Annotated in this window: 12 protein-coding genes; all 12 read right to left on the reverse strand. The window is 36.8% G+C overall.

All coding sequences use genetic code 11. From position 1 onward, the window contains the following. Window positions 1-181 precede the first annotated feature (181 nt). Window positions 182-2,167 (reverse strand): alpha-L-arabinofuranosidase C-terminal domain-containing protein, encoded by a 1,986-nt coding sequence (locus OZP15_RS00815; RefSeq protein ID WP_281336736.1) that lies wholly within the window; start codon window positions 2,165-2,167, stop codon window positions 182-184. 6 nt (window positions 2,168-2,173) lie between these two features. Then, complete coding sequence (lacZ, locus tag OZP15_RS00820; protein WP_281336737.1) at window positions 2,174-5,311, reverse strand: beta-galactosidase, LacZ type; 3,138 nt, start codon at window positions 5,309-5,311, stop codon at window positions 2,174-2,176. Window positions 5,312-5,672: 361 nt separating this feature from the next. Beyond that, the gene (locus OZP15_RS00825; protein WP_281336738.1) at window positions 5,673-6,623 is read right to left on the reverse strand and encodes a family 43 glycosylhydrolase; all 951 of its coding nucleotides are present in this window, start codon (window positions 6,621-6,623) and stop codon (window positions 5,673-5,675) included. 20 nt (window positions 6,624-6,643) lie between these two features. Next, window positions 6,644-7,636: a glycoside hydrolase family 43 protein gene (locus tag OZP15_RS00830; RefSeq protein ID WP_281336739.1), complete on the reverse strand. Its 993-nt coding sequence runs from the start codon at window positions 7,634-7,636 to the stop codon at window positions 6,644-6,646. A gap of 27 nt (window positions 7,637-7,663) precedes the next feature. After that, window positions 7,664-8,977: a glycoside hydrolase family 43 protein gene (locus tag OZP15_RS00835; RefSeq protein WP_281336740.1), complete on the reverse strand. Its 1,314-nt coding sequence runs from the start codon at window positions 8,975-8,977 to the stop codon at window positions 7,664-7,666. A gap of 203 nt (window positions 8,978-9,180) precedes the next feature. Beyond that, entirely contained in the window at window positions 9,181-11,547 is a 2,367-nt protein-coding gene (locus OZP15_RS00840; RefSeq protein WP_281336741.1) for a glycoside hydrolase family 127 protein, read from the reverse strand. Window positions 11,548-11,553: 6 nt separating this feature from the next. Continuing rightward, entirely contained in the window at window positions 11,554-12,624 is a 1,071-nt protein-coding gene (locus OZP15_RS00845) for a glycoside hydrolase family 43 protein (RefSeq protein WP_281336742.1), read from the reverse strand. Window positions 12,625-12,639: 15 nt separating this feature from the next. After that, complete coding sequence (locus tag OZP15_RS00850) at window positions 12,640-14,478, reverse strand: NPCBM/NEW2 domain-containing protein (RefSeq protein WP_281336743.1); 1,839 nt, start codon at window positions 14,476-14,478, stop codon at window positions 12,640-12,642. 587 nt (window positions 14,479-15,065) lie between these two features. Next, window positions 15,066-17,483: a glycoside hydrolase family 2 TIM barrel-domain containing protein gene (locus tag OZP15_RS00855; protein WP_269226616.1), complete on the reverse strand. Its 2,418-nt coding sequence runs from the start codon at window positions 17,481-17,483 to the stop codon at window positions 15,066-15,068. Between the two features lie 40 nt (window positions 17,484-17,523). Then, complete coding sequence (locus OZP15_RS00860) at window positions 17,524-18,516, reverse strand: glycoside hydrolase family 43 protein (protein WP_349293279.1); 993 nt, start codon at window positions 18,514-18,516, stop codon at window positions 17,524-17,526. A 70-nt stretch (window positions 18,517-18,586) separates the two neighbouring features. Then, complete coding sequence (locus tag OZP15_RS00865) at window positions 18,587-20,536, reverse strand: glycoside hydrolase family 97 protein (protein WP_269226617.1); 1,950 nt, start codon at window positions 20,534-20,536, stop codon at window positions 18,587-18,589. Between the two features lie 145 nt (window positions 20,537-20,681). Continuing rightward, entirely contained in the window at window positions 20,682-21,914 is a 1,233-nt protein-coding gene (locus OZP15_RS00870; protein WP_281336744.1) for a DUF4998 domain-containing protein, read from the reverse strand. Between the last annotated feature and the right edge of the window lie 13 nt (window positions 21,915-21,927).

The raw sequence follows: 21,927 nt of genomic DNA on the forward strand, positions 1-21,927 counted from the left end.
ATATAGGTTAACACTATTGGGAGATTAAAATTTATAATTACCAGTCGTTTCCACATTGATTCATTTTTGGATAATTACTTTTCTGCATTCATAATCAAAACCCAAATCAACTCATTCATATAAACAAAAAAACCATCGAAAAACGATGGTCTTTAGTAATCATACAACAATATCAATGCTTTTATTTCATTTTTAATTTCAAAACAGTTACTGAATAAGGAAGCAAGCTCATTGGTGCTTTATCGCCTTTTAATTTATAATCCGTTTCTGTTGGACTGATTTTTTTTGGCGAAGCAAAACTATTTTCATCAGTCAAATTAGGGCTAGTAAGTGTTATAACCTTTCCTTTCGATTCTAACTTACTTCCTTTCAAATCAACGGTAACTTCTTGTGCTTTTGCCGATGTATTGACCAATTTTAGAATTATTTCTTTCGTATTAACATCTTTCACAGCTGATGCGTACAAATCATTTTGTCCTGTTAGTGGTTTTCCATCTTTGGTAATGTTCAATAAATCAGTTCCTTTGTTAGTAGCAAATAATTTTTGTACTTGATAATTTGCCGATCCATAAACCTCTAAATTATTAAACCAAATCATATCCGGTGCCCATTGCCAAGCTTCTTCGTGTGCCATCAATGGTGCATAAGAAGTGAGGTGAACCACTTCTGCATTTCGCTCTAATCCTGTCATGAAAGCCGCTTCGGAAAAGGCAGATTCCCAGTTATTTTTGGTAATTAAACTATTATCAATGGTACTGTGAGCCGCATATTCACCTGCAAAAACTTTAGGCCCTTTTCGGTCGTAGTTGTCGTAACGAGCAGCATTGTCCCTGAACCATTGCGGACTTTTATAATAATGTTCGTCTACCAATTCGGCATTCAACTTTTTGAGTTCCTGCATTCCATAATCAAAATATTCTCCGTCTGGCGAAGGCCCACTTCCGGAAACAATAATGATTTTTGGGTATTTGGCTTTTATGGCTTTTTCAAAAACTTTGTATCTTTCGATATAATCGGGTCCCCATTGCTCATTTCCAACACCAATGTATTTCAAATTAAACGGTTTTGGATGTCCCATATCCGAGCGTAATTTTCCCCAAGCAGTTGCTTCTGAACCATTGGCAAATTCAATTAAATCCAAAGCATCTTGCACATAAGGATCTAATTCTTCTAACGGAGCCAATTCGCCCGTGTTGTATTGACAAGCCATTCCGCAACTTAAAACCGGTAATGCGGCTGCGCCAATATCTTCGGAAAGTTGGAAATATTCAAAAAATCCCAATCCAAAACTTTGAAAATAATCGGGAGTTGCTTTTTTAGGAAATTCCACATTCCAACGGTTCGTCATCGTTTTTCGGTTCTCGATTTCACCCACCGAATTTTTCCATTGGTAACGGTCTGCCAAAGTTCTTCCCTCGACAATACAACCTCCTGGAAAACGTAAAAATCCTGGTTTCATATCATACAAAAGCTGAACAATATCTTTGCGTAAACCATTTTTTCTGTTCTTCCAAGTGTCTTCTGGAAACAAGGAAATCATGTCTAAATCGATAGTTCCCGTTCCTTCGAAAGTAATTTTCAGTTTGGCTTTGGCTTCCGTTTGAGTCGCCGTAAATTGTGTAGAATAGGTTTTCCAATCGTTTGATGTGGGAACAATACTGGTTTCGCCAAGGACTTTTTTGTCTTTGTCAATAAACTGAAAAATTATTTTTTTGATAACTCCGTCGTGATTTGCCGCCTTGAAAGACAAATTGTATTTTGCATCTTTTTTGACTCCCATTCCTCTGAATCCTTCATTCACAATAGCATATCCTTTGTCGTCATTGACCAAAACCCTGCAAAAATTAGGATTGGTTTTGTTTTCCTTCACATTGATAGGCGTAGCATAGCCCGATTGCTTGTTTTGAGAAAGTCTTTTGGTAGCAGGTTGCTCCCATCCCATCAAAGGTTTTTCAAATTCAAAGGAGCGGTTTTTAATCATTTCGGCATACAATCCTCCATCGGCAGCAAAATTGATGTCTTCAAAAAACAAACCGAACATTGTAGGCTGAATTTTAGTAACGCTTTTGGTTGCATCCAGTTCTAAAGTGGTCTTTTGTGCATTGGCGTAAAGCCCTGTAAATAATAAGCCGAAAAGGGATATTCTTGAAATAATATTGTGTTTCATGTTTTTTTATTCTATAGGTTTTATGACAAATCCGTAGCTGTATTCATTTTGTTTCAATAAATATTGTTCATGAGGATATGCTCCCCAACTGTTGTCGCCTCCTAATCCGCGCTGGGTTAAGTCAACACAAACTACAACTTCTTTTCTAGGAGTAATATCACTTGAATGTATATTTTTCTTGGATATTCCGCCATCAAAATCACTTGGATAATTATTTAAAGTACTCATTCCTAAAGGCTGCAATCCTTTTATTTCAAGACCTTTACCGTTATTGTTTAAAAGTGTAAACCAACGAACATCCGTTTTATATCCATTTTCTTGTGGACGAATGTAAGGTACATATTGATCGGCTACTTTGCTTTTATAAATCCCTTTGAGTGACGATTCGTTTCTGTCTGAATAATTTTCCCAAGGACCTCTTCCGTAATAATCCAGATTTTCTAGCGTGTTTTTAAGGGAGAAAATCATCCCAAAACGAGGCATATCTGGCAATGGATTATTGCCTTTTTTGAAAGAAGGTTGCACTTCTAAAGCACCTTCATTGTTCATTGAATACTTGATGGTGTAATCTGAAAAGACATCGTTCAATTTCATTTTTGCCACAACAGAACTTTTCCCATTTTCCTCCACCACTTGAATCGATTCTAGGGTATAATTATTACCAGCCGATCGCCATACATTGTTTCTCACAGGCATTTTATTACCAAAATCATTGTCTGTTGGCGCTCTCCAAAAATTAGGTTCTGGATATTGATTGAAATATTCTTCTCCTTTTAAACTGTAATAAGAAATCAACCCTGTCTTTTTGCTGATTTTTACCACAACATTATTGGCACTCAAAACAAATTCTTTTGATTCTTCTTTGACCTTTGTATCCGAATCTGTTTGTTGCGTTTTGACAAAATAATTTTCGCTTTCGAGAACAAATTGTTCTCTAGCAATTTCAAAATTTTGAGGTAATAATTCTGAACCTATTTTGGTATAGGCAAAAACATTCAACAAGTATTCTACACCTGCTTTTGATGGTAGTTTTGGCAAATCGATTTTAAATTGTTTTTTCGATTTTGGATTTAAAGCAACAGCTACAGAACCTTCCTTTATTGCTTTACCATTTTCTAAAACTTGGTATTTAAAATTATAATTATTCAAATTGGTAAATCCAAAATCGTTTATAATTTCAATCACGCCATTTTTAAGATCTGCAGGAGCAAACAAAATATCTTGATACACTTTTTTAACTTCAAATGCACCAGGATGTGGAGTACGATCCGGCCATACTAATCCATCGTTAGAACCATTTTCATCATTCGTATAATTTTGACCGCCCATATCACCACCATAAGCCCAGTAGCAGCGTCCTACTTCATCTTTCATTTCCAATCCTTGATCTACCCAATCCCAAATAAAACCGCCCTGCATATTTTTGCTTCCGCGAATAATATCCCAATATTCCTGAAAATTACCGGTGCTGTTTCCCATAGCATGCGCATACTCACACATAATATACGGGCGAGTAACTTCTTTACGCGCTGCATATTCTTTCATGTACGCAATGGTTGGATACATTGGGCAGATGACATCAGTGTTTTCGTTTTCTTTTGCCTGCTCAAACTGTACCAAACGGGTATTGTCTCTTTTTTTGATCCATTTGTACGCATCGTAAAAAACAGGTCCGTTGGCGCTTTCATTTCCTAATGACCAAAGGATTACAGAAGGTGCATTTTTGTCTCTTTCGACCAAACTATAAATTCTGTCCATGTGAGCGGCATGCCATTCTGGAAGATGACCTGGATTCGTTTTTGGATTCATCCAAATTAGAGGTTGCCCTTCAACTCCCATTCCGTGACTTTCAATATTGGCTTCGTCCACCAAAAACAAGCCGTATTTGTTACATAATTTTACCCATCGTATATTGTTAGGATAATGACTGCAACGCACCGAATTGATGTTTAATTGCTTCATCATCTTAATATCTTTGATCATTGTAGCTTCATCTTGATAATGCCCCGTTACTGGATTGTGCTCGTGAATATTAACGCCATGAAACATAATTCGAATGCCGTTGACCAATAATTGACCGCCTTTCAATTCTACTTTTCGGAAACCTATTTGGGTGGAAACGGTTTCAATTATACTGCCTTTTTCGTTTTTTAGCGTAAGCAACAAAGTGTATAAATTAGGCGTTTCGCTACTCCATAATTTTGGGTTAGAAACCTTTTGGTCAAAATTGATAGTCTGGATTTTATTGGCAGCAAAATTTACTTTCAAATCTTTGACGAATACAGTTGCCCCAGCAGCATTTACTAATTTGGCTTCTATTTTTTGATTGTTTACAGCAACCGAAGTCAGGTTTTTCAAATTAACTTCTACATTCAAACTTCCGTTTTTGTAGTTGGAATCTAAATCAGGTTTGGCAAAAAAATCGGAAATTCGAATATCATTAGTACTGTACAAATAAACATCACGGTCAATGCCCGAAAGTCGCCAGAAATCTTGATCTTCTAGATAAGAGCCATCACTCCATCGATAGACCTCAACAGCCAAGTCGTTTTTTCCAGGCTTTAAATACTTGGTAATATCAAATTCAGCGGGGCTTTTGGTGTTTTCAGTGTACCCTACTTTTTGTCCATTAACCCAAATATACATAGCTGATGTTCCTGCTTCGAAATGAAGAAACACATGGCGATTGTTCCAATTTTCGGGTAAAACGAAACCTCTTTTATACGAACCAACAGGATTATCGGCATGATTAATAAAAGGAGGGTTTTTATCAAAAGGATAGGTAATGTTAGTGTAAATTGGAATGCCATACCCATTCAATTCCCAATTGGAAGGCACCTGAAGTTCATTCCAATTCGTAGTGCTGAAAGTGGGATTGTAGAAATCTTTCGGACGCTGATCGGGTGTTGGCGACCAAGAAAATTTCCATTTTCCATTCAAAGAAAAATACCATGGAGAACTAGAATAATCATCGTTTATCGCCGATGCCTCGTCTGCATAAGGCAGAAATGCAGCGCGTGCTGGCTCTCTATTAATTTGAAAAAGCTCTGGGTTTTCCCAATCGTTTCTTTGCGCTTTTTCTTGTCCAAAAACAGTCGTTCCGCAAACTGCCCATAAACACAATAATACTATTTTATTTTTCATTTTCCTTGTGGTTTTTATTCTCTATAATCTAATCCGCAATTTTACGCTCGTATAAATTGCATTCAAACACAAAAATACTTTTTACATTAGAAAACAGAATGGACTAATACATCCAAAACATGTATAGATTTGAATTTGACGAGGATTATTTAGAGAAATGAAATGCAAATAACTTGAGCTCGATGAATAACTTTTAACCACATAGATTTATAAAAATATATTTTACAGGGGTTTGCATAGACATTTTATTTATACATAGCTATGAAATCTATGTTAAACCATGTGACTTTCTATTAAAAAACAATTTTTCTATGTGGTTTAAACTTTTTAACATTCATCGATTTCAGGTTATAATACAGCATTACTTCCCTTTAATTTTCACCGGTTTCACTTTTTCGAAAACATCAACTGGTAAAATGTTTCCGTCTTTGTCAAATCGCATTGGCGAAATACAAGTTTCACGATTGTAACCATTCCCATCAGGAATTTTGAAACGGTGGTAGGCTATGTACCATTCATCTTTACCGGGCACTTTCACCACAGAATGATGTCCAGCTCCTTTAACGATGCCTTTTCCTTTTAAAACTGGAAAACCTTCTGCTTTTGTAAATGGTCCTAAAGGCGAATCAGAAGTCGCATAAGCCACCGAATATCTTGGATCACGAGTGTCAAATTCTGACCACATCAGGTAATATTTTCCATTTCTTTTGAATACAAATGAACCTTCGTTGTAGCCTTTTGGTTTGATAGAAACAATTTTGGTGGCATCATACGAAATCATATCATCGTTTAGTTTTACCATATTGCAATTGCCTTGACCAAAGTACAAATAAGCCGAGCCATCATCGTCAACAAAAACCATAGGATCAATCATTTGACCTTTGAGCATTCCTTTTTTAGCCAATGGAACTCCCAAAACATCTTTGAAAGGTCCAGTTGGTTTATCGGAAACTGCCACACCAATATTCACGTCTGCCGAAAAATAATAATAGTATTTTCCGTTTTTGTAAGCAATCGCTGGTGCCCAAGCTCTTTCTTTTGCCCAGCTAATATCTTTCGGTAAATCTAAAATAACATTTTCAGATTTCCATTTTACCAAATCATTGGAAGACCAGCAGGTAAAACTGGTGGCTGCCCAACCTTCTGAACCATCAGTTGTTGGATAGATATAGAATTTCTTACCAAAAGCAGCAATATGTGGATCGGCATAAACGTCTGGCAAAGCCGCTTTTGGAGCATTTAAAGTGTCTTTTTGGGCATAAAAACTTGCCGAAAGCAAGAATGTAATTAAAATTAAGAAGGTGTTTTTCATATTATTTTCAATTATAAAGTTTATTTGTTTTTTCTAGATGTTTGAATTCCTTCAGAGGTCATAACGATTTTTTTTATGGTTCCATCTTTATTATACTCTAACAAATCAATGCAAACTGACCTGCTGTGACTAGTTCCGTTAGGTTGTATGGCTCCGTTGTGATATATAAAATAAGAACGTCCATTAAAGTCAATAATGGCTTGATGATTTGTATTGCTATTTCCTGCAATTTCATTTAGAATCCCTTTGTATTGGTAAGGACCTTCGATATTATCGGCTATGGCATAAGCCAATTTTTCTGGAAAACCCGTTGCGTAAGATAGATAATATTTTCCTTTTCGTTTATGAATCCAAGGAGCTTCGGTAAATTTGAAACCTTCAAAATCAATTTTTTTAACCGCTCCGTCAATTTCAGTCATATTCTCTTTTAATTTGGCATAATAACATACTCCATTACCCCAAAATATCCAAGCCTGACCATCATCATCCAGTATTACTGAAGGATCAATGCAAGTCCAACCATGAGTCGAGGCAAAACAATCTGCATTGGTCAATAAAGGTTTTCCAAGTGCATCTTTAAAAGGGCCTTGCGGAAAATCGGAAACAGCAACTCCAATACCTGAACCATTTGTACTGATGTACCAATAATATTTGCCATTTCGTTTTATGGCCTGTCCCGCATAAGCTCCTCCACTCTTATCCCATTTGAAATCCGATAATTTCAATGGCATTGGATATTCAACCCAGTTTTCTAAATCGGTTGTTGAAAATACGCACCAATCTTTCATTTTATAGCCTTTTTGTCCGCCTTCAAAATCGTGGCCAGTATATAACCAAAGGGTTTTTCCTTCTACAAATGCAGCTGGATCGGCTGTGAATTTATGTGTAATGATGGGATTTCCATTTGATTTAAAAGAATATAAGCTGTCTTTTACAGTTTGACTTTCAACTTGATTTATTGACAACAAACAAATCATAAAAAATCCAAAAACTCTATTGAATTTTAAATTCATAATTAAAATTTATCGTGATATTACTGATTATTTTTTCAATAAATTTTCGGGAACTCCGCCCCATTTTTCGTTCAATCGTTTGGCTTCTTCTACCGTTATTCCGATAATGCTTCCGTGGCGAGGATAGAAATTTTTGGTAAACGATTCGGGCGTTGGCGTAAACTGGTACAAATCTTTGCTGCGTTGAAATTCGTAGCGATGATTGGTGTATAAATCATACATTAACACATAAGAATCCGATTGGTTCAATTTGAAAATACTCGAACCTTCCACCACAATTTTTTTATCGGAATAAGCATCCAAATAATTGAAATTTTCTATCCAAGGTCCTTGAAGCGTTTTTCCAATCGCCTGACGGATTCCGTTTTTAAATTCTTTCCCGTTTTCATCCTTGGTGTTTCCTTTGAAAAAGAAATGATAAGTGCCATCTTTATAAATAATATCACCATCAATCGCTCCATATTTGGGACTGAATAGCAACTTTGGTTCGTTCTCAAAACCGCTGAAATCTTTGTTGGCGTAAGCGGCATAAAAATCGAGTTTCAAATCGTCTTTGTATTTCACGGTAAAATAAACCATATACTTATCAGCAGCAGGATCATAAATCGTTTGAGGTGCCCAAACCCATTGGATATTGGCAAAATTCACTGGATAACTTTTTTCGAGATCGATAAACGAATGCTTCCAATTAATAATATCATCCGATTGCAACATCACGATTCCGGGATTGTGTGCCCAACCGTTTTTGGCTGTATTCATATCGGTAGCGACCATATAAAAACTTTTTTCGTCCTCGCTTCTCAAAATATGAGGATCTCGAATTCCGCCCGTTCCCGATATTTTTTCGGAAGCAATAATAGGTTGGTTGTTGTTCAACGCAAACCAATTTATGGCATCGGCACTGGCTGCAAAACGAACTTGCTCGTCACTAGTTCTAGGTCCTGAACCTTCGAAATAGGTAAACAAATAGCCTTGCAATTCTGGATCGGGATAGGCTACCAAAACATCAAATGTCTTTTTAGTTTTTGCACTTCCGGAGCTAACTGTTGCGGTCATTGTAACCTTGATTTTTTTGCCTTTTCGAGGAGAGCGTTTCAAGAGTTTTCCATCGTTCGAAATGTAATCCGATTTGCTGGATTTCCAACTAATGATAGAACCATTCGAACCTATGGAATCGAGCAATAAATTCCAATGCAGGTTTTTGGAATAGCCTTCGGGAATGTTTAGATTTTTTGCATCAGAAGCTACTTTCTCTTTGTCTGTATTTTGAGCAAAAACTGCGGTTGACATCAAAAAAAAGATGGCAAGAATATAAGAGAAAGTTTGTTGTCTGTTTTTCATATTTGTGATTTTTTTATAATTCTATCGCAATAAACTCTTCTCCGCAAAGTCTCTGACTTTGAGGATGTGATACAAGGTCTCTGACCTTTATTATTTTATTATATTTATCCATTCATTTGTCTGTGTTTTAGTCAGTCGGAGACTGAAAAATACATCCACAAAGTCAGAGACTTTGCGGAGCGAGGCATCAAAATCAAATAATCCTATCGCAACAACCGCACTTCATAAATACCCGTAATACTCGAATTGGGTTTGGCTTTAAATTCTACTTTCAAGATTTTTGCATTTTGTTCAGAAGCAGGAAGTGCTATTATTTTGTCTATAAATTGATTGCCTTCTGAACCATCCAAATTTAGAGTTGCGACTAAAGTTTCATTTACAAAAACATCAAAATTTCTGTTCTTGTCGGCACCAAAATAGGTGATGCGTAGTTTTCGAGCTTCCAAATTATTGTTTTTCAAATCATAACTAAACGAACCTTTTCCGTTGCGGTAATGGTGTTCTTTGAACATTCCGGTGTCGGTTTTTTCGCCTTTAAAATTATGATCAGATTCAGGTTGTTGTTCGCCGGCAGTTACCAAATCAATAGTAATGGCTTCCAATTTCATTTGCGCTTCCTCACGATCTTTGATTGCTTTTTGTATTTCTGGCAACTTTTCTTTGGTCGTATAAGGCCAATACAACATATATCTCGCATCGTGAATTTGGAAGAACGGAATGAGTTGCAAATTTTTGTATTTCTCCTGATAAATAAGATCCGAAGCCGAAAAAGTAAAGGGTTTATTTTCTACTAATTGTAATGATGAAGCCAAATTAGTGTTGTTGGAAACCAATAAAGGAGCATCTTCAATCGGGTAAATTGCGCCGCTGGCAATATGTCCCATTCGGCTGTCGTCGGCTATTAATCCTTTTAAATCTGTAGTGTCGGTAATAGCGGCAAGCACAATTGGTCCGTGAACAAAAGAAACCCAATCCGATTTATCTGGCAATTGTTCGGTTTTGTTTTGCATTGGTAAAATAACCGAAATCACATCTCCTGTTTTCCATTTTCGGTCAATGGAAACATAAGAATTCTGATCTTTTACAAGGTTAATTTCTTTATTATTAACTGTAATTTTCATTTTACCGTCTTCAATCCAAGAAGGATAACGGAACTTGATGGCAAATTGCTGTGCTTTTTTTAATGTCAACGTGATGGAAGATTGTTCTTCAAACGGGAATTTGGTGTTTTGCGTAAGCGTAATTCCTTTTTCTTTCCAATTCAGAGTTGAAGGAATAAAAAGATTCACATATAGATTTTGTTTGTCGTGCGCATAAATCAGTTCGCCATATTTTCCGTGATTTTCCAAACCCGAACCTACACAACACCAAAACGAATGTTGCGCTTCCGAATATACTCGGTAATGACGTGGACGGATTGGCGTGAAATATACAAAACCGCCATCAGGATGTTGGGACGAAAGGATGTGATTGTAGGTTGTGCGCTCGTAATAATCCATATATTTTGACGAAGGGTCAGCGAGGAATAAATGCTTGCTCAATTTGAGCATATTGTAGCTGTTGCAGGTTTCAGGACCTTCTCTGGATTCCAGCATGGAAGAAAAATCGGTTGATGGATTAAAATGTTCTCGCACGCTGTTGCCTCCAATAGAAATCGTTCGGTTATCGACAACGGTTTTCCAGAAAAAGTTGGCAGCATTTGCCCAATCTTTATCGCCCGAAACTTCGGAAACACGCATAAAACCGATTACTTTTGGGATTTGAGTATTGGCGTGCATTCCGTTTAACACATCTTTATTTTCTAAAAGTGGATCCAAAATCACTTTGTGGGAGAATTTTTGAGCTAGAGTCAAGTATTTTTTATCGCCAGTAATGGCAGCCACATCAGCAAAAACTTCATTCATTCCGCCGTGTTCGCTGCGCAAGATTTCTTGAATTTGTTTATCGGATAAATTGGCGGTAAGCGTCAAACACCAATCCGAAAGTTGAATGAGCATTTTTTTAGCTTTTTCATTTCCAGTCAAGGTATAAGCATCTACCAATCCAGCATATACTTTATGGATATTGTACCAAGGCACCCATTTTTTGTTCAACGAAAAACTTCCAGCATCGATTTTTCCTTTGGCAATATCCGCCCATAATTCTTTGCTTCCGGGAACTCCGCCAATATATCCGTTGCCGTTTTTTTGTTGGCATTTTTCGAGACCATCCAACATATAATCCAATCTTTCCTTGATTTTTTGATTGCCTGTTGCGGCATACATTTCAGCCAAAGCTGAAAGATAATGACCGCCAATATGACCATCCAAACCGGTATTTTCCCAATTCGGATAATTAATAGCTTTGGTTTCCAATCCCGCTTCTTTGAAATAAGGAGCCAATAATCGATCTGCATCAAGGGATAAAATATATTTCAAATCCGTTCGTTGTGCCGCTTTTAAAGGACTTTCGAGCAATCGAACCGAGGACAACGGGAAAGATTGCAATTGAGCAGATTGTGCAAAAATTGTACTACTCGAAAGGAATATCAATCCGAAGTAAAGTGATTTTTTGATAGTATTGGGTATCATATTTCTTTAAAATTTTATATCGCAATTCCATTTTTTAGCCAATTTTCGAGCTTCTTTTTTAGTGATGTGAATTACCGCTGGATGCTTTGGAGATGAAAAGTTGGTCGCTTTCATCACGCCTTCGTTAAAATGCCCCAAGTCTTTAAAATTCACAAAATCAGAAGTTTCACTAAACCCAAAATTATGCGGATTGATGCGGTAAATATCATAAATCAACACCCATTTGTTTTCGCCAATGCGTTTGTAAATCGTTGGTGCTTCGCAACCTACTTTTTCGGGGTCGTACCATTTATCATCATACACATATCCAGAATTTACCGAATCGGAAACCATTTGTTTAACGCCCGCAGTTCCGTCGTGAGGCACATAAAATAAATGGTATTTATCACCTACTTTGGTAATATCGCCGTCAATATAAGACACGTCTTTTGGATATTCAAATAAGAGTTTTGGTGCGGTTTCTAGTTTGGTAAAATCGTCATTCATATACGAATAATACACTTTATCTTTCTGTTTGCCAAAGCGCATCGTGAAGTAAATCATTGTTTTTTGCTTTTTCTCATCATAAATGAGTTCTGGAGCCCAAGCACAGCCAATGTCTGCCAATTCTGGAAAAGCCTGATCCACACGAACTACAGTATGCGTCCAATGAATCAAATCTGGTGATTTCATTAGTACTAAACCACGATTATTTCCCCAGCCGTATTGTTTGCCATCACGTTCCCATTCGGTTTCGCGATATCCCATTTTTTGAGCATAAATGTGCAAATCGGTCAACGCCATATAAAACATTCCGTTGGGAGCTCTGTAAATGTACGGATCCCGAATTCCTTTTTGTTCGGCTATCGTATCTCCTGCTATGATGGGTTTAGCGTTGTTGATATCAGTAAATGTATAGCCGTCTTTGCTCAATGCCATATACAAACCGTGAGTATCGTCCTTGAAATAGACCATCAAATAGGCTCCCATCTTTTTCTCTTTTGGAAATTTATTTTTTTGTGCGAAAACCGTAGTGCCGACCAAAAAAAAGATTCCCACAACAATTAAGAATTTCAGTTTTTTCGGGATTGAATACATGTTTTTTAATAAAATTTATTTTGAAACTTTAACTATTTTATACAAACCAGCTCCGTGCGAATTGATTTCTGGAGCAAACTCTCCCGAAAATTGCCCAACCACTTTTCCAGACCATAAATCGGTTATCAAATAAGTCTCTGAAAGTCCAATGCTTTTTAGGTTAACAGGAATTTTTGCTGTTGGTGGCGGTGGCGGTCCAGCAGGATTTTCAGTAAATACGAAAAATTTCACAGTGGCTCCTACATTTTGTGAAATACAGGCTTCATCCAAACCAACAATGGCTTTGAAACGAGTGTAGCCTTCTGGCAAATCAAATTCTATGATGGAATTGGAATGCGTGCCGATGCCATTTTCGTATTTAATTTTATTGGTAATCAAACTATTGCCAGAAACACTTTGGTTCAGCTTTGGTTTTTGCCAGCCTGATGTTGCTTTTCTCCACTTCAAACTGGTCAACTTAATAGAATCTTTTCCTTTATACAAAGTAGGTTCTATCCAGTTGGCGTGATCCCAATCGGTATTGTCGCCAGAATCATTTACCACTAAATACAGTTTTTTGGCATTCGAAATATCAATGTCTAGTTTGACACTTTGATTGGTTCTTGACAGCAGCCCACTGTTCCAAACGGCTTTTTCTTCGGACACCATTTTTTGGTCGGTCGTGTTGAAAACCGCCAAATATTTAGCTCCCGTTTTGGATTCGTCGGCCATCCAAGCGGCTTTGTCTTTATCGGTAAAAAGGGGTTTGTTGTTTGTACTTTCATTCAAGACTTTCAACACATTTTTATTGGTCAACAACGAAAGCGTGAAAGGATCATTATCTGGAAGGTTGCCACCAAACATCAACGGCGATTTGAAAATGCTCCATAAAGTCATCAAGGTGTATTGTTCATCCTTGGTAAACGCAGTCATTCGAGGATCACCTCTTTCGGCTCGGATGCCAATTCGCCCCAAAGGCAACATATCACCATCAGGATAAGCACCGTAAGAACGCCATTTGTTCCAACGGTCAAAGACTTCGAAATGCTCTTTCAATTGTTGCCAACTGTCCCAAAAATCACCAACGGTACGCCACATATTGGCATTTTTCTGCACATGATCGGCGTGTGCAATTGGGGTTTCTCCGGGAGAAGTGCTCAAAACAATTTTGCGTCCTGTGCGGTCAATGGCTTTTCGGATTATGTCGATTTCGCCTTCAAAATAAATGGGAGAAGAAAGGTCGTCAATTTTGACAAAATCCAATCCCCAAGATGCATAGAGTTCAAAAAGTGAATTGTAGTATTCTTGCGCTCCAGGCTTGGTGGGAACAACCGTGTACATATCGCGCAACCAAGTGCATTGGTCTTTATCGGAGTAAATGTCTTTGGCCGTAAAATTCGTTCCTTTGATAGGCAAGTTTTGTTTTACGGCAATCACAGGAATTCCACGCATAATGTGGATTCCAAATTTTAAGCCTTTTTTATGCAAATAATCTGCCAAAGGTTTGAAGCCTTTTCCGCCCGCCGCCGAAGGGAAACGATTGATGGCTGGCATAAATCTTCCGTATTGGTCCAAGACATAATCGGGGTCTTTTTCGTTGTAGCCGTGGGCTTTGTCATTGCCCACATACCAGCGGATATCGACTACAACATAATCCCAACCATAGGGTTTTAAATATTTTGCCATATAATCGGCATTGGCTTTTACTTCGGCTTCGGTGACTGTGGGACCAAAGCAATCCCAACTATTCCAGCCCATTGGCGGAGTCGCTGCCCAATCGTGAAAGTCTTTTTTGATCTGGGATTGAACCATATAATTGGATGCTGAAAAGCATAAGATGGTGAGTGCAACTTTATAAAATTTAGATCGAATCATTTTGTATGATTTTATTGGTAAAATAATTTATTTATAAGTGTATTATTTACATTTGTAAATGTAATTTAAAAAAAGAGATAAAAAAAAATTAATATCACAAAAAAATAATGGTATTGAAAACTTTTTAGCATTACCCGTTGGGTATAATTCAAAATTTATGATTTTTAAACACATAGAAACATAGATTTTGTAAATTTTGAAAGGCGTTTCACTTTATTAAAGAAAAACATAGCTATGTGAACCCAACAATTGGGCTATACAACTCTTTTTTTCTGTGATTCTATGTGTTTAAATTTTATATCTTTTTGAAATTCTTTTATTTTTAATAATTACACCCAACGGGTTTTTAGCATTAATTAATTCAAAAGAATTCACTTCGATTAATGCCAAGAAAACTTGTTTAAAATCGAATACTGACTATTAAGAGTAAAACTAAAAACCCCGAAAGTATTATTTCCGGGGTTACTAACTAATCCGTTTTGTAAAATCAGGCACTTATACCAAATTATGGAAATAGACAACCAAAAGTCTATAGTAGTTAGTTTTTTTATGCGTATTTTATGAAGTAATTAGCAAAAAATACAGGGTTATTTTAATTGAATGATAACTTCTGTCGATTTTAGCCAGTTAGCTGTAAACTTAACAGTTATAGGCTCATTATTCCCTTTTGACTGAACATAAGCTACTAAATGTCCGTGAAAAACCCTCTGAACATTATCGGTATAATCGCCCATATCTTCATTATTTCCAGCTTCTAATCCTAACAAAGTTCCTGAACCGCTTACTGTACAAGTTACTTCGTTATCCGATAGCATTACTGGCAAACCTTTTTCGTCCACTACTTGTACGATTACTTTAGCCACTCCATTTTCTTTATTGATTGTGATATTTTTTTCATTGACAACCAAAGAATTAGGTTGTTGAGAAGTTTGTATTGCATATTGACTAATCACTTTGCCGTCTTTATTAAGACCTATTGCTTCTAACTTTCCTGAAGTAAAAGGAATATCCCAATAAATAACTCCCGTTTTTTCATTGTAATTTTTTTCTTCACCAACTACTTTTCCGTTCAATTCCAGACGGGCTTTTGCTGCATTGGTATAACAAACCACTCGAATCATTTGTCCTTCTTTATAATTCCACGAAGACCAAGCATCTATAGAAAGATAATTTTTAGCCGGATAAGTTCCTGCGTAAATCATTGGCTTATCGGACCATAAAGACTGACGGAAATAACCTCTTGGTTTGATAATTCCAGCAAGATCTACTAATCCAGAATAGAACCCTCTGGAAGGCCAAGCGTTAGATTCGCCTAAATAATCGATACCCGTCCATAGAAACTGCCCGAAAATGTGTTCATTATTTTTTACATCCAACCAAGGTTCGAATTCGTGTCGGGTTTCACTACCAAAAATCACCCTGTTTGGATATTTTTTATGATCCGATTGGTACTTACTTTCGGTATAATTATAGCCTGTAATATCTAAAAGACCTGGATATTCAGTTTCGTTAGACATCGCTACTCCTGCTAGTCCTGCTGTAGTTGGACGAGATTTATCGTATTTCTTTACAGCAGCCACAAGACGTTTGGCAATTCCGCCAAGTCGCATCGCATCTGGAGCCTCTTTTTTATAACCTCCGTAAGAAGCTTGTGAAAATCCCGAAACTTCACTCCCACCTAAAACAGGATGTGAGTAAGGATCATTTGGATAATCTACTTCATTACCAATGCTCCATGCAAAAACAGAAAGGTGATTTCGATCACGACGTACCATATCTTCCAAATCTTTTTCGCCCCAACTAACAAATATATCATTTGACCCTTGAAATCCTGGAGTACCTTGATTCCATCCTTCTAACCATTTTCGTTTAGGGAATTCCCATTCGTCATAAGCTTCGTTAAGAACCAACAATCCTAATTCGTCACAAAGTGTATAAAAATCAGGAGCTTGTGGATTGTGACTGGTACGAATGGCGTTTACACCAATTTCTTTCAAGGTTTGTAATCTTGTTTTCAAAACATCGCTTGGCACGGCAGAACCCAAAACTCCAGCATCGTGGTGCAAACAAACGCCTTTCATTTTCATCCATTTTCCGTTAAGAGCAAAACCTTTATTGGCATCGAAAATAAAATTTCTAAAACCTGTAGCTGTCAACGTTTTATCAATTGTTTTACCATCTTTTAAAACGGTTGTTTTTAACTGATACAAGTTGGGATGCTCTAAATCCCATAAATTTGGATTTTTTACATTTATTTTGGTTGCAATCTTGTTTTCAGTATTGGCTTCGACAAGCAGTTTTTGAGTAGTTGTTGCTACGACTTTTCCATTAGCATCTAAAAGTTCATTGACGATGGTAAGATTTGTTTTGTCGGCCGAACCGTTTTCTAAATTTACCTCAACATTCAAAATTCCATTTCCATTTGTAACTTCTGGATAAGCATAGACTCCCCATTGTGCAATATGCACTGGATTAGAATACACCAACCACACATTGCGATAAACTCCCGAACCCGAATACCAACGCGAGTCGGCACTCAAGCTGTGATCTACTTTTACAGCAATAACATTATCTTCTCCATATTTTACAAAAGGAGTAGCGTCATACGCAAATGAAATGTATCCGTTAGGGCGTTTTCCTAAAGACTGTCCGTTGATAAAAACTTCGCTTCTGTTGTACACTCCTTCAAAATAGAGATAAACTTTTTCGCCACGTTTCGCTTGTGGAATGTTCAATGTTTTTCGGTACCAACCAATTCCACCAGGCAAAAAACCGGTACAACTCGCCAAGGTAGGACTCAATCTGCCTTCGACACTCCAATCGTGTGGCACATTAACAGATTTCCATTTGCTGTCATTGTAGGTTGCTTTTTGAGCTTCGGGAGTGTCCTGAAGCATAAACTTCCAGTTGTCATTAATTTTTTGGGAATCTCCAAATGATATCTGGCTAAAAGCCGATAAGCAAGAAAAAATAAGGATTGGTAATAAGAATTTTTTAGTAACCATTATATATAATTTATGTTATTCGATGAATCGGTAGTTGTGTTTATTGTTTAGTATTTCCCCATTTGCTTTCTAATCGTGCCAATTCTTTAGCAGTTATTGGCATAACGGTTCCGTGACGCGGGTGAAAATTCATCGAAACAGCATTGTCAATAACCGAGAAATGCTCTAAATCACTGGATTTTGTAAACTGGTATTTTCCTTTGGTATAAAGATCATACATCAAGATATAATCATTGGAATTATTTAGTTTGAAAACGCCAGCACCTTCGACAGGATATGGAGTTTGTTGCACATATTGATCTCTCAAAACATAGCCTTCGGTAAGTTTGTTGGAAACGGCAATTTTTATGCCTGCTCCTGAACCTTCAGTTTTGAAAAACAAATGGTATTTGTTGTCTTTGAAAATAATTTCGCCATCAATGCAAGCACCATTCGTTGGACTGAAAAACAATTGTTTGGGTTCGGTTTCCAAATCGGTAAAATCAGCATTGGCGTACCCATAATAAATTTTGTCGGCTTCATTTCCGTGCTGCATCGACCAATAAATCATGTACTTTCCTTTTTGAGCATCGTATATTGTTTGTGGTGCCCAAACTCGTTTTAGGTTTTCTTGGTTTGAATATTTCTTTTGAATATCAATCACTGATGAACTCCAATTGATTAAATCGGTTGATTTTAATAAAACCATCGCTCGATTCGAATCCCAACCTTTGGCAGAAACCATATCGGTTGCGACCATATAGAAGGTTTTGCCATCTGCTCCACGAAGAATATGAGGGTCTCTTATTCCGCCAGAGGAACTGATTTGCTTGGAATCAATAATAGCCTGATTGTTATTTAAAGCCCTAAAGTTATAGCCATCGTTACTCACTGCAAATCGAATGGCTTCTTCTTTGATGTCATTTCCTGTGAAATAGGCAAATAAATAAGCGGTTGTTTTTAAGTTTTTCACTTGTTTTTTTGATTTTTGGGCAATCATCATATTACCAAAAAAAACCAAAATCAAGAGATATATAAGATTTTTATTTTTCATTTTAAAGGTCTGTTGCTTGATAAATGATACTGTGCTTTCTTTATTGATTAACATAATCAAATTTGATTTATTAATTCACTAAAACCACAGCACCATTACAAGGAATTGTCAATTCAATTTCTTGGTTTTTTTTCAGTTTTGTGGCTGTAAGACTTCCTTTTAACTGGGCATCATCTGTGTATTGCTCCAGTTCAGAACCTCCAGCAATCATAGGGAGTTTTACTTTAATTTTAAGGGTTTCTTTTTGAGCATTTATTCCAGCCACATACCATTTATCGCCTTGACGACGGGCTAATATGGCATATTTACCAGGATAACCAGCAATAAATTTCACTTCGTCCCAGGTTGTTGGTACTGTTTTCATAAAATCGATTGCCCATTTTGGCGTATCGGTAAGATTGTTTGGTGCTAATGCAAAATGCTGCACGCCACTTTGAAACAAAATAGCTGTAGCCAATGCGTAAACATCAGAAGTTAATCTTTTTGAACCTTTGTTTGGTGTGTTTTTATCATTGTAAAACTTATTCAAAGCACTTCCGCCAAAATCCATGCTTCCAACCGTATTTCGGATGAAAGTATGCAAGGTTGCGCTATAGGCTTCGGTATCGCAATACTTTTGATCAAAATAAAGATTTTCACTTGCCAAAACGGCTTCGCTCGAAGCATAGTTTGGATACATTCGTTCCCAACCACGTGGCAAGGTCGTTCCGTGAAAAATGACCATAATTCCGTAATCATTGGCATCAAATAAAATATCTTCGTACAACTTCATGGTTTCTTGTTTGTCACCTCCAAAAAAGTCCACTTTGATTCCTTTGATTCCAATACTTTTCATCCAAGCCATTTCTTTACGTCGGACAATACTATTATCCATTTTTCCTCTAGGTGTTTGAGGCGCATCATTCCAATATCCATTAGAATTGTACCATAAATACAAACCAACACCTTTGCTAGCACCATATTTTGCTAAAGCCTCTACCTTGTCACGTCCAACCTGAGTATCCCAAAGCGCATCCACTAAAAGTGTTTGATAACCCAAATCAGCACTAAAATCGATATATCGCATTTGTTCATCATAATTCATGCTTTTCTCCATACCAATAATCCAGCTCCAAGTTCCCTTGGTGTATTCGTATTTTTGAGAAGCTTCGTAACGCGGTTTCACCAAATCAAAAGGAACTGTTGTAGTTACAATAGGTTCTAAAGTTTCGCCAACAGTAATGGTTCGCCAAGGCGTTTCGCCAGGAAGTCGAATCCCAGGAGTTGAGGAACCAACGCCATTGTTTTCGCCTTGCATAGGAAAACCAATGGTGTACAACCCTTTTTCGTGACCCATTAATCTACTGGCGCAATAGTAACTGTCCACACCTGTTTCTGAAATTAAAACCCAGCCATTATTTTTGAGTTTAAAAAGACAAGGAAAAGTATAACCTTCACCTTTTCCATTTTCGCCTACTGGCGCATCAACAACATACGGAATTTCATAACTAGGCATTGTTCTTTCCCATCCTACCATTGCTTGACTTTGTGCTGAAAGAAATGAAGTAGTTCCCGCAGGGAATAAAAATCCAGATGCTTCTTCTTGAACCACTGCTGCAACCGTTGATTTTTGAGGATGTACTTTATACTTAAATGCAACATCATTATTGCTCACTCTAAAAGTAATATCAATGACTGCTTTGTTCTCTTTTGTGAATGAAAATACGGTTTGATTGGCTACATAATGAACCTTGCTTTGTTTGATATTTGGTAATTCGTAGGTTTCATCAATTTTTTGAACTTGATTTTCTTTTAATGCTAAACCTGTGCTGAAATCTCCAATATTGGTTTTTAGTCCAATGGGCGACGGTTCTAGAAACAACTTCCCATTGTAAGAAACACTATAGGTTGGTGTTCCGTTATTTACAGCGAGGTTTACGGTCAATTTTCCGTCAGGACTTGTTACAAGGGTTTGTTGTGCTTGAGTTTGGGCAACCAAAAAACCAACTAGCAAAACGCAATACAATGATTTAGCATTCATAAATAGATCAGATTTTAAAATCGAAAGTGTCATTTTTTTAATTTATAAAGGATTGGAAAATATTAAATGTACATTGAAAATAATTAATAAAAATGGAATGTGGTTTTGAAACTACATTCCATTTTACCAAACTAACCTAACAAATTTATAACTTTATTATTTCCCAAGATTTAATATTGCAGTATTTTTCACCTGTTTGAGTAGCTACAAGCCCAACTGAAATTTGAGAAACTTGAGGAACCGAAAAGTTAACTGTTAAAGTACCTCCATCAATTCCGCCAATCTTCTTGTAAGCTATAACTTCTGGTGCTGTAGTCACATTTTCGACATTAGGCAATCCGTTTGCTCCTAGAGCTATTACGAGATATGCACCTGCAGCATCATTAGTAGAATAATTAGAGGTTACTGTTGTAAACCTTAATTGATAATTTACATTTGCATCAGCTGTTGTTACTTGATGTATCTTGGCATTTGTATAATTAGGCGAACCCCAACCAGATTCTAAATTCATTGTTTTTTCTCTTCCTGCACAACAACCATTATCGTATCCGCCAACCCCATTATGAGTTTTTGCTGCAGCATTAGTTATCCAAGGTTCTGCTAAAGTGCCCCATCTGCCGCCAACTAATCCTGCAACTGTATCATAGGCAAAAGGTTGTTTTGCATTTTTTAGTGCTGGAGTAGGTCTTGGCTGTACCGTTGTGTAATCAGTATAAAATATATCAATTGCTGTTGTGGTAGGTTTAAAAGTAGTTCTGTATTTAAGAGGAGCCAAGAATTTTGAATCTGGAATAACTACATTAGAATCATTAATATCTACAAAAATTGTTTTTTCTAATCCATTAGAAGTTGTGTAAACAATCTCTGACCCTAGGACTCCTGAACTTCTGTCCATATCGGCAAAATTAATAGTGAGTCGATCCCCATCAGGTATGTTATTAATCATATTTCTATTGGTCAAACTTGCTTGATAACGTGGTCCATAGGTACTTGCTGTTACATTTTGAGCAATAGAACCATTTCCTTTGGCATCAAAAGTTTTTACTTCGAAATTATAAATGTTTTCGGGCAGGTTTTCTATAACAGTAGAAACGGCATCAACACCCGAAGTTCTGGTGATAGGCACTATAGCAGAATCCTTTTTGGAATTCCAATAAACTCTTAATTGAGTAACTTTAGGGTCTGAAATGATAAGTCCCTCAAGTTTTACTCTATTCCTTCCTGGAAGGATTTTCAAAGAATCAATTTTTCCTGTATAAGAAAGCTCTCCTTCTTCTACAAACTTTTTATAATCATCATTTACAGAGCATGAATAGACTCCTATAAGCAATGTCATAATAAAGTAGTAAGAAACTTTTTTAAAATTATACTTTTTCATGTTTGTCTTTTTA

Source organism: Flavobacterium eburneipallidum, assembly GCF_027111355.2.
Lineage (GTDB): Bacteria > Bacteroidota > Bacteroidia > Flavobacteriales > Flavobacteriaceae > Flavobacterium > Flavobacterium eburneipallidum.

Excerpts from the sequence above, each read along its gene's own strand:
- OZP15_RS00815 (WP_281336736.1), bottom strand. The coding sequence starts at position 2,167 with ATGAAACACAATATTATTTCAAGAATATCCCTTTTCGGCTTATTATTT.
- lacZ (WP_281336737.1), bottom strand. The coding sequence starts at position 5,311 with ATGAAAAATAAAATAGTATTATTGTGTTTATGGGCAGTTTGCGGAACG.
- OZP15_RS00825 (WP_281336738.1), bottom strand. The coding sequence starts at position 6,623 with ATGAAAAACACCTTCTTAATTTTAATTACATTCTTGCTTTCGGCAAGT.
- OZP15_RS00830 (WP_281336739.1), bottom strand. The coding sequence starts at position 7,636 with ATGAATTTAAAATTCAATAGAGTTTTTGGATTTTTTATGATTTGTTTG.
- OZP15_RS00835 (WP_281336740.1), bottom strand. The coding sequence starts at position 8,977 with ATGAAAAACAGACAACAAACTTTCTCTTATATTCTTGCCATCTTTTTT.
- OZP15_RS00840 (WP_281336741.1), bottom strand. The coding sequence starts at position 11,547 with ATGATACCCAATACTATCAAAAAATCACTTTACTTCGGATTGATATTC.
- OZP15_RS00845 (WP_281336742.1), bottom strand. The coding sequence starts at position 12,624 with ATGTATTCAATCCCGAAAAAACTGAAATTCTTAATTGTTGTGGGAATC.
- OZP15_RS00850 (WP_281336743.1), bottom strand. The coding sequence starts at position 14,478 with ATGATTCGATCTAAATTTTATAAAGTTGCACTCACCATCTTATGCTTT.
- OZP15_RS00855 (WP_269226616.1), bottom strand. The coding sequence starts at position 17,483 with ATGGTTACTAAAAAATTCTTATTACCAATCCTTATTTTTTCTTGCTTA.
- OZP15_RS00860 (WP_349293279.1), bottom strand. The coding sequence starts at position 18,516 with ATGAAAAATAAAAATCTTATATATCTCTTGATTTTGGTTTTTTTTGGT.
- OZP15_RS00865 (WP_269226617.1), bottom strand. The coding sequence starts at position 20,536 with ATGAATGCTAAATCATTGTATTGCGTTTTGCTAGTTGGTTTTTTGGTT.
- OZP15_RS00870 (WP_281336744.1), bottom strand. The coding sequence starts at position 21,914 with ATGAAAAAGTATAATTTTAAAAAAGTTTCTTACTACTTTATTATGACA.